Origin of the sequence: Vibrio sp. 10N.286.49.C3, from assembly GCF_041469545.1 — a bacterium.
Taxonomy (GTDB): domain Bacteria; phylum Pseudomonadota; class Gammaproteobacteria; order Enterobacterales; family Vibrionaceae; genus Vibrio; species Vibrio tasmaniensis_A.
The window spans coordinates 175,678-183,114 of sequence record NZ_JBFRKT010000027.1 but is presented as its reverse complement, the minus strand read 5'-3'; the positions used below and the strand labels follow the sequence as shown (position 1 = coordinate 183,114).

Sequence of the window (7,437 nt, the reverse complement as noted above, 5' to 3'; positions counted from 1 at the left end):
GATAATGAATTGACTGTGCCAAGCCCTAAGACTTGATTGGTCACTCAGTTCATTGAAACCAAAGTTGATTCCGAAGAATCTGTTTTACTTCTCTTAATAAAAAGGGAAGATAAAACGTTTTGATATTCATCAACGAGTGCCCACACAGATTGATAGGTTTAAATTGTTAAAGAGCTTCACTTGTTGAGCGTTCCTTTTAGTAAGGAGCCTCTCTAAGTGGACGGCCATTCTAGCGAATTGGGTTCCAGAGTCAAACACTTTTTCCAGCTAATTTTCAAAGCATCTTAAATGCTTAATGTCGTCTCGTTACTTAGTTCAAACCGCTTGGTTATCCCTAGCAACGGAGGCGCATTATAGAGAGAATCCCCCTTTGCACAAGACCAAAAACGGAAAAAAATCGCCACAGGCGATCGTTCGGACACTATTCACACAAAGCGTTCAAAATAGGTACGATTACGTCTTAATTTCGACTAATCGTACCTATCGTTCTTACCTTTATTATTGGTGAGCAATAATTCGGTCGTTATTCACTAATAGCTGCACTTTCTTATCCGGATTGATTTTCCCTGCAAGTATCGCTTTCGCTAATGGGTTCTCTACTGTTTGTTGAATTGCTCTTTTAAGAGGCCTTGCACCATATACAGGGTCAAAACCAACTTGAGAGATTAGCTTGAGCGCTTTTTCTGAAACTTCGAGTTCATAACCATTGTCTTCCATTCGCTTTTTCAAATGATCAAGCTGAATAGCGGCAATTGACTCGATGTGCTCTTGGCCTAATGGATGAAACACGACACTTTCATCAACTCGATTCAAAAACTCAGGTCGGAAATGTTTACCCACCACTTCCATAACCTCATTTTTAATCCCTTGGTAATCCAATGTATTAAAGTTCTCTTGAATACGAGTTGAACCTAAGTTCGATGTCATGATTACCACGGTATTTCTAAAATCAACCGTACGACCTTGTCCGTCAGTTAATCGCCCATCATCTAAAACTTGCAATAGAATATTGAAAACATCTGGGTGAGCTTTCTCTACCTCATCAAGCAGAATGACAGAATAAGGTTTTCGACGAACAGCTTCGGTTAAGTACCCACCTTCTTCATAACCCACATAACCAGGGGGCGCACCAACTAAACGAGCAACAGAGTGTTTTTCCATAAACTCAGACATATCGATACGAACCATCGCATCTTCACTATCGAACATAAAGTTAGCTAATGTTTTACACAGTTCCGTTTTACCGACACCTGTTGGCCCTAAGAACAAGAACGAACCAATCGGCTTATTCGGATCAGACAAACCAGCACGGCTACGACGAATCGCATTCGATACCACTTCGACCGCTTCCGCTTGACCGATAACCCGCTTATGCAGAACACCTTCCATTTTCAGAAGCTTCTCCTTTTCTGCTTCTAGCATTTTAGAAACAGGAATACCGGTTTGCTTTGAAAGGACATCGGCGATCTCAGCGTCGGTCACCTTATTACGTAATAAGGTCATTTCTTGCATTTCAGCTTGAGTCGCGAGATCTAACTGCTTCTCCAATTCTGGGATTCGACCATATTGCAATTCAGACATACGGTTAAGGTCACCAGCGCGTCGTGCAAAATCCATATCCATTCGAGCTTGTTCTAGCTCTGATTTAATATGTTGCGTACCAGACAGCGCCGCTTTTTCAGCGTTCCAAACTTCTTCAAGTTCTGCGAAATCTCGTTCTTTCTCAGAAAGTTCGCTTTGTAGCGTGCGCAGGCGTTTTTCACTGGCCTCATCATTTTCATTCGTCAAAGCTTGCTGTTCGATCTTCAATTGAATGATTTTGCGCTCTAACTTATCCAATGACTCGGGCTTTGAATCTATCTGCATTCGAATACTCGAAGCCGCTTCATCAATGAGATCAATCGCCTTATCTGGTAACTGACGATCTGAAACGTACCGGTGAGATAACGTTGCCGCCGCTACGATAGCAGGATCGGTAATTTCTACATGATGGTGGAGTTCATAGCGCTCTTTCAAACCACGAAGAATCGCTACCGTGTCTTCAACAGTGGGTTCATCCACGATCACTTTTTGGAATCGACGCTCCAAAGCCGGGTCTTTCTCTATATATTGTCGGTATTCATCGAGCGTTGTTGCGCCGACACAATGCAGTTCACCACGAGCTAATGCTGGTTTCAGCATGTTACCCGCATCCATAGAACCTTCGCCTTTACCTGCGCCGACCATAGTATGAATTTCATCGATAAAGAGAATGACATTGCCTTCTTCTTTCGATAATTCATTAAGCACTGATTTTAGACGCTCTTCGAATTCACCACGATACTTAGCACCTGCGACCAATGAACCCATATCCAATGAAAGAACTCGTCGGCCTCTTAAGCCTTCAGGAACTTCATTATTGATAATACGCTGAGCCAAACCTTCGACAATCGCAGTTTTACCCACACCGGGTTGACCGATAATGACAGGGTTGTTCTTAGTACGACGTTGAAGGACTTGGATCGTGCGACGAATTTCATCATCACGACCAATCACAGGATCTAGCTTGCCTTGCTCAGCTCGCTCGGTCAGATCAATGGTGAACTTCTCTAAAGCTTGGCGTCTATCTTCCGCATTCGGGTCATCAACCTTTTGACCACCACGAACTTGCTCGATAGCTTGAGATAGTTTTTGCTCGGTCAGGCCTAGTTCTTTAAGTAAGTTACCCAAAGGCCCTTTGTCTTCAATGGCAGCGAGTAGGAATACTTCTGAAGATATGTAACTGTCTTGCCGCTTTTGTGCGACCTTGTCACATAGGTTGAATAGCGTTCCCATTGCGTTAGAAAGCTGAACATCACCACCGATACCGCTTACTTTCGGCACTCGGTCTAATATTTCGCTCAATTTAGAACGCAATTGAACAACGTCAATATTCAACATAGTGAGCAATGGACGAATCGCACTGCCATCTTGATTAAGCAAAGACACCATTAGGTGTACAGGTTCTATATATTGGTGATCACGACCTAATGCGAGCGACTGAGCATCAGATATCGCAATTTGGAATTTACTAGTGAATCGATCGAGACGCATGCCAACCTTCCTACTCTTTAGATATGTTTATCTTATGGTTAGAAGATGGATACGGTAACGCAGATTTTCAAGGGATAAGGATGAAGAATAGAGCTGATATGAAAATATAAATGAACTGGATGAGTGGTTATGCTAGTCAGAGATTACTCTAACCAAATAAATGTTGCCTGACGCCCAGTAATACCATCACGACGATAAGAATAGAAAGCATCTGAATCTGCGTATGTACATAGATTCGAATCTGTCACCGAAGTCACGCCAACTTTCATTAATCGTTGAGTCGCAAGTTGAGACATATTTGCTAACCACTTGCCGGGTTCAGATTTAGCTTTAAATGCTAATTTCGCTTGAGGGTCAAAACGAGCAAAAGCGTCCAACACATCGTTGCCAACCTCAAACGCATCTTTACCAATAGCAGGACCAAGCCAAGCAATGATCTGATTATCTGAATCTAGGTTTGAAAACTTTGCGACGGCATTTTCAAGAATGCCACCAGCAAGACCACGCCAACCCGCATGAACGGCAGCAACTTGAGTGCCTTTGGTATCGGTAAGGATGACCGGTAAGCAATCGGCTGTCATCGCAGAACACACAACACCCTTTGCAGTGGTAAATGCACCATCCGCATCAAGCACATTCGCCACAGGTTCTAAAACCGTAACGACATCCGTTGAGTGAGTTTGATTTAGCCATACTGGAGCCGTGGGCATCTTAGATTGTTGCTTTAGCCATGTTCGATTACTTTCAACAAGTAAAGCATCATCCCCAACATGCATACCAAGGTTTAACCCTTGATAAGCACCTGTAGAACAACCATCAAAACGAGTCGAAGCAAATGCTTTCACGTTTTTTGGTGCATTCCAGTCAGGGATGATCATTGACACGATTAAATGTCGTCTTCTATGTTTTCGCGAGCATCAACACGCAACGCTTCAGCCATTACAACCATGTCATTTGGCACAGGTGCGTGGAACTCTACCTCTTCACCAGTAATCGGGTGAACAAACTTCAGCATAACCGCGTGTAACGCTTGGCGATCAAAAGAACGAATCATTGTTGTTAGCTCTTCAGATGCACCTTTTGGAATACGAGCACGACCACCGTACGCAATATCACCTAACAGCGGGTGCTGAAGGTATGACATGTGAACACGGATTTGGTGAGTACGACCCGTTTCTAGGCGCAGACGAATACGAGTATGTTCGCGGAAGTGCTCAGCAACACGGTAGTGAGTTACCGCAGGCTTACCCAATTCATTAACGTCCATTAACGTACGCTTAGTTGCATGACGGCTAATGCCTTTCTCAACCACACCACCCGCTGTCATTTTACCAATAGCAATTGCTTCATATTCACGAGTAATACGACGTTTAGCAAGAGCTCGTACAAGGCGAGTTTGAGCTGGAACCGTTTTAGCCACAACCATAAGACCAGTTGTGTCTTTATCAAGACGGTGCACAATACCCGCACGAGGTACTTCAGCAATCTGAGGGTAATGGAAAAGCAATGCGTTTAGTATGGTTCCATCCGGCGTACCTGCACCTGGGTGTACAACCAGATCGCGAGGTTTATTGATAACCAATAAATCATCATCTTCATAGACAATGTCTAACGGAATATCTTGTGCTTCCCAGCGCTCTTCATCCGCAAGCTCTGCTTGTAAGATGATCGCTTCACCGCCCAAAACTATGGTGCGCGGTTTAGTGATAACTTCGCCATCCACTTGGATTTTGCCGTCAAGAAGCCACTCTTTAATACGAGAGCGAGAAAAATCGGTAAATAGTTCAGCGACAGCTTGGTCTAAACGTTGACCTAACTGGCTGCTTTTTACTGTGTCTGTTAATGTTATCTGCTGAGCCATATCGAACTTTTTTAAAAACCGTGAGACTAATACCCATTAGTATGGATAAAATAGAATAATTGCATCATTGTATCTGTTACTGGTTAGAAAGTAACGGAAGCTTACGAAATATTTAATTCAAGGAATCGACGCCTGACATGAAACACCTTACTTTAACGGGTCTATTAGCCGTATCACTCTTAGTTGGTTGTTCAAGTAGTGAAGAAATAGTACCGGATGTACCGCCATCGGTTCTTTACTCTGACGCCCAAGAATCACTGCAGAGTGGTAGCTGGCTTTCTGCAATCGAAAAGCTAGAAGCCTTAGACTCACGTTACCCATTCGGCGCCTATTCTGAACAAGTACAACTGGATCTGATTTACGCTTACTACAAAAATGATGACTTGGCGCTTGGCCTTGCGACTATTTCGCGATTCCTACGCTTAAACCCTACTCATGAAAAACAGGATTGGGTTCTTTACATGCGCGGTTTAACGCATATGGCACAAGACCGAAACTTCATGCATGATATTTTTAATATCGATCGTAGCGACCGAGACCCAGAACCTGTGAAACTTGCATTTGCTGATTTCAAACGACTGTTAGAACGTTTCCCAGCAAGCCCATACGCTGAAGATGCACAAAAACGCATGTTCGCACTGAAAAACCGCCTCGCGGAGTATGACTTAGCAACCGCTGATTTCTACCTGCGTCGTGAAGCTTGGATTGCAGCTATAAACAGAACACAAGAGTTGCAGAAGACTTACCCTGACACCATTGCTGCACGTAAGTCTTTAGACATTCAATTAGAAGCTTATGAACAACTAGGCTTAGAAGACGCAGTGTTACGAACAGAAAAGTTAATCGAGCTCAATCCACTGCCTTAGTCAGCGAATCACACTCGTCGTTAACTAAAACAATCACTTCAAAATCGCGCTAATTTGTTAGCGCGATTTTTTTTGAACTTCGTCTGGTAAACTTGATGAATGGCAACATAAGCAGTATCTTCAATAGATAACTTTTAACAAAACATCAACATGGAGTGTGGATGTGAGCAGGATGTTATTATTTATCTGGATCGGGTTATTTAGCCAACTTTCCAACGCATTAGAACTGTCCCCATTGAGCAATCAACCTTACATGGGAGACTTAGATGTACTCAAAACAAAAGGAACAGTGAGAGTATTGGTTTCGGCTGATCTGGGCTTTTACTACATAGAAGATGGCAAGCCAAAAGGTATTGTGGCAGAAATGCTCTACCACTTTGAGAAAAGTCTTCGTAAGAAGCACCCCTATCTCAACGTTCAAATCATCCCCGTGCAACGAGATGATCTACTCCCCTCGTTAGAATCTGGTTACGGTGATGTCGCTGTCGCCAACCTAACGATCACCGACAAGCGGTTAAGTGTCATCGATTTTTCCGATCCAATGATCAAAGATGGGAAAGAACTGATTATCACCGGAAAAAATTCTGCCCCTATCACCGAAATCAAGCAATTGAGTGGTCAAGAGGTCTGGATCCGAGCTAGCTCAAGTTACTTCGAGAGTGTTCAAAGAGTCAACAAAGAGCTTAACGCACTAGGTTTACCACCACTGCATGTCCACTTTATCGAAGAATCATTGCAAGACTACGAGCTGATAGAACTGGTTAATCAGGGTTATATACAAGGTACAGTTCTAGATAGCCACAAAGCTAAGCTCTGGCTCGATGTTATGGAAAACATTCAGGTACACACTGAGTTGCCGCTGCGTGAAAATGGTCAAATTGCTTGGGCACTGAGAAAAGACAGCCCTCAGCTAAAGAAAGAGATCAACAAATACGTAAAGACCGCACGAACAGGAACTCTACTTGGGAACGTTATCTATAATAAATACATCGACAACACTCGTTGGTTAGGACGAGCACTCAACCCAAATAAAGTAGACCGAGTGGCAAAACTGGCAGATGTCTTTGAAAAATATTCGAATGAATACGAATTCGACCCTTTGATGATGTCAGCTCAAGGTTTCCAAGAGTCTGGACTTGATCAAAGCAGGGTTTCTCACCGAGGCGCCATCGGTGTAATGCAGGTGTTGCCAAGTACCGCCAAAGACAAAAACGTCAATATAAAAAACATACATAAGGTGGATAACAACATCCATGCTGGTGTGAAATATATGCGCTTTATCAAAGACCGATATTTTGACGATCCAGCGATATCGCCTGACAATCAAATCTACTTCACTTTAGCTTCTTACAATGCAGGCCCCGCTAAGATAAGAAAGATGCGGAACATTGCTAAAAAAAAGGGTTATAACCCAAATATCTGGTTTAAAAACGTGGAAATCATCACTCGTAAGTACGTGAGTAAAGAACCCGTAACCTATGTCGCCAACATCAATCGTTACTTCGTCATTTACAAACAATTGCAAGCAATCAATGCCATCCGAGAGGACGGTACAGCAAGATTACTGAACACTAACGATTAACTTCGCCCTTAACATCAGAGCTTGAGGAACAAAGGTGTTACATAAGGTTAAAAACA

General features: G+C 43.1%; 5 protein-coding genes. 2 read left to right on the top strand and 3 right to left on the bottom strand.

All coding sequences use genetic code 11. The annotated features are described in order from the left end of the window. Window positions 1–498: 498 nt before the first annotated feature. The 3 genes from clpB to rluD form a co-directional block, all read right to left on the bottom strand. The gene (gene clpB / locus AB4180_RS12895) at window positions 499–3,072 is read right to left on the bottom strand and encodes an ATP-dependent chaperone ClpB (RefSeq protein WP_017098368.1); all 2,574 of its coding nucleotides are present in this window, start codon (window positions 3,070–3,072) and stop codon (window positions 499–501) included. A 143-nt stretch (window positions 3,073–3,215) separates the two neighbouring features. Continuing rightward, complete coding sequence (gene pgeF / locus AB4180_RS12890) at window positions 3,216–3,950, bottom strand: peptidoglycan editing factor PgeF (protein WP_102249717.1); 735 nt, start codon at window positions 3,948–3,950, stop codon at window positions 3,216–3,218. A gap of 8 nt (window positions 3,951–3,958) precedes the next feature. Continuing rightward, a complete protein-coding gene (rluD, locus tag AB4180_RS12885; RefSeq protein ID WP_009848467.1) occupies window positions 3,959–4,933 on the bottom strand; it encodes a 23S rRNA pseudouridine(1911/1915/1917) synthase RluD in 975 nt (324 codons plus the stop codon). Between the two features lie 137 nt (window positions 4,934–5,070). On the opposite strand from rluD, the gene AB4180_RS12880 reads away from it, so the two are divergent. Both AB4180_RS12880 and AB4180_RS12875 read left to right on the top strand, forming a co-directional pair. Further along, window positions 5,071–5,799, top strand: a complete 729-nt coding sequence (locus AB4180_RS12880) for an outer membrane protein assembly factor BamD (RefSeq protein ID WP_009848466.1) — start codon at window positions 5,071–5,073, stop codon at window positions 5,797–5,799. Window positions 5,800–5,956: 157 nt separating this feature from the next. Beyond that, on the top strand, window positions 5,957–7,381 hold the full coding sequence (locus AB4180_RS12875; RefSeq protein ID WP_309598818.1) for a lytic transglycosylase F: 1,425 nt from the start codon (window positions 5,957–5,959) through the stop codon (window positions 7,379–7,381). Window positions 7,382–7,437 lie beyond the last annotated feature (56 nt).

Bases quoted from the DNA above. Each gene is read 5' to 3' on its own strand.
- clpB (WP_017098368.1), bottom strand. From the start codon at position 3,072: ATGCGTCTCGATCGATTCACTAGTAAATTCCAAATTGCGATATCTGAT.
- pgeF (WP_102249717.1), bottom strand. From the start codon at position 3,950: ATGATCATCCCTGACTGGAATGCACCAAAAAACGTGAAAGCATTTGCT.
- rluD (WP_009848467.1), bottom strand. From the start codon at position 4,933: ATGGCTCAGCAGATAACATTAACAGACACAGTAAAAAGCAGCCAGTTA.
- AB4180_RS12880 (WP_009848466.1), top strand. From the start codon at position 5,071: ATGAAACACCTTACTTTAACGGGTCTATTAGCCGTATCACTCTTAGTT.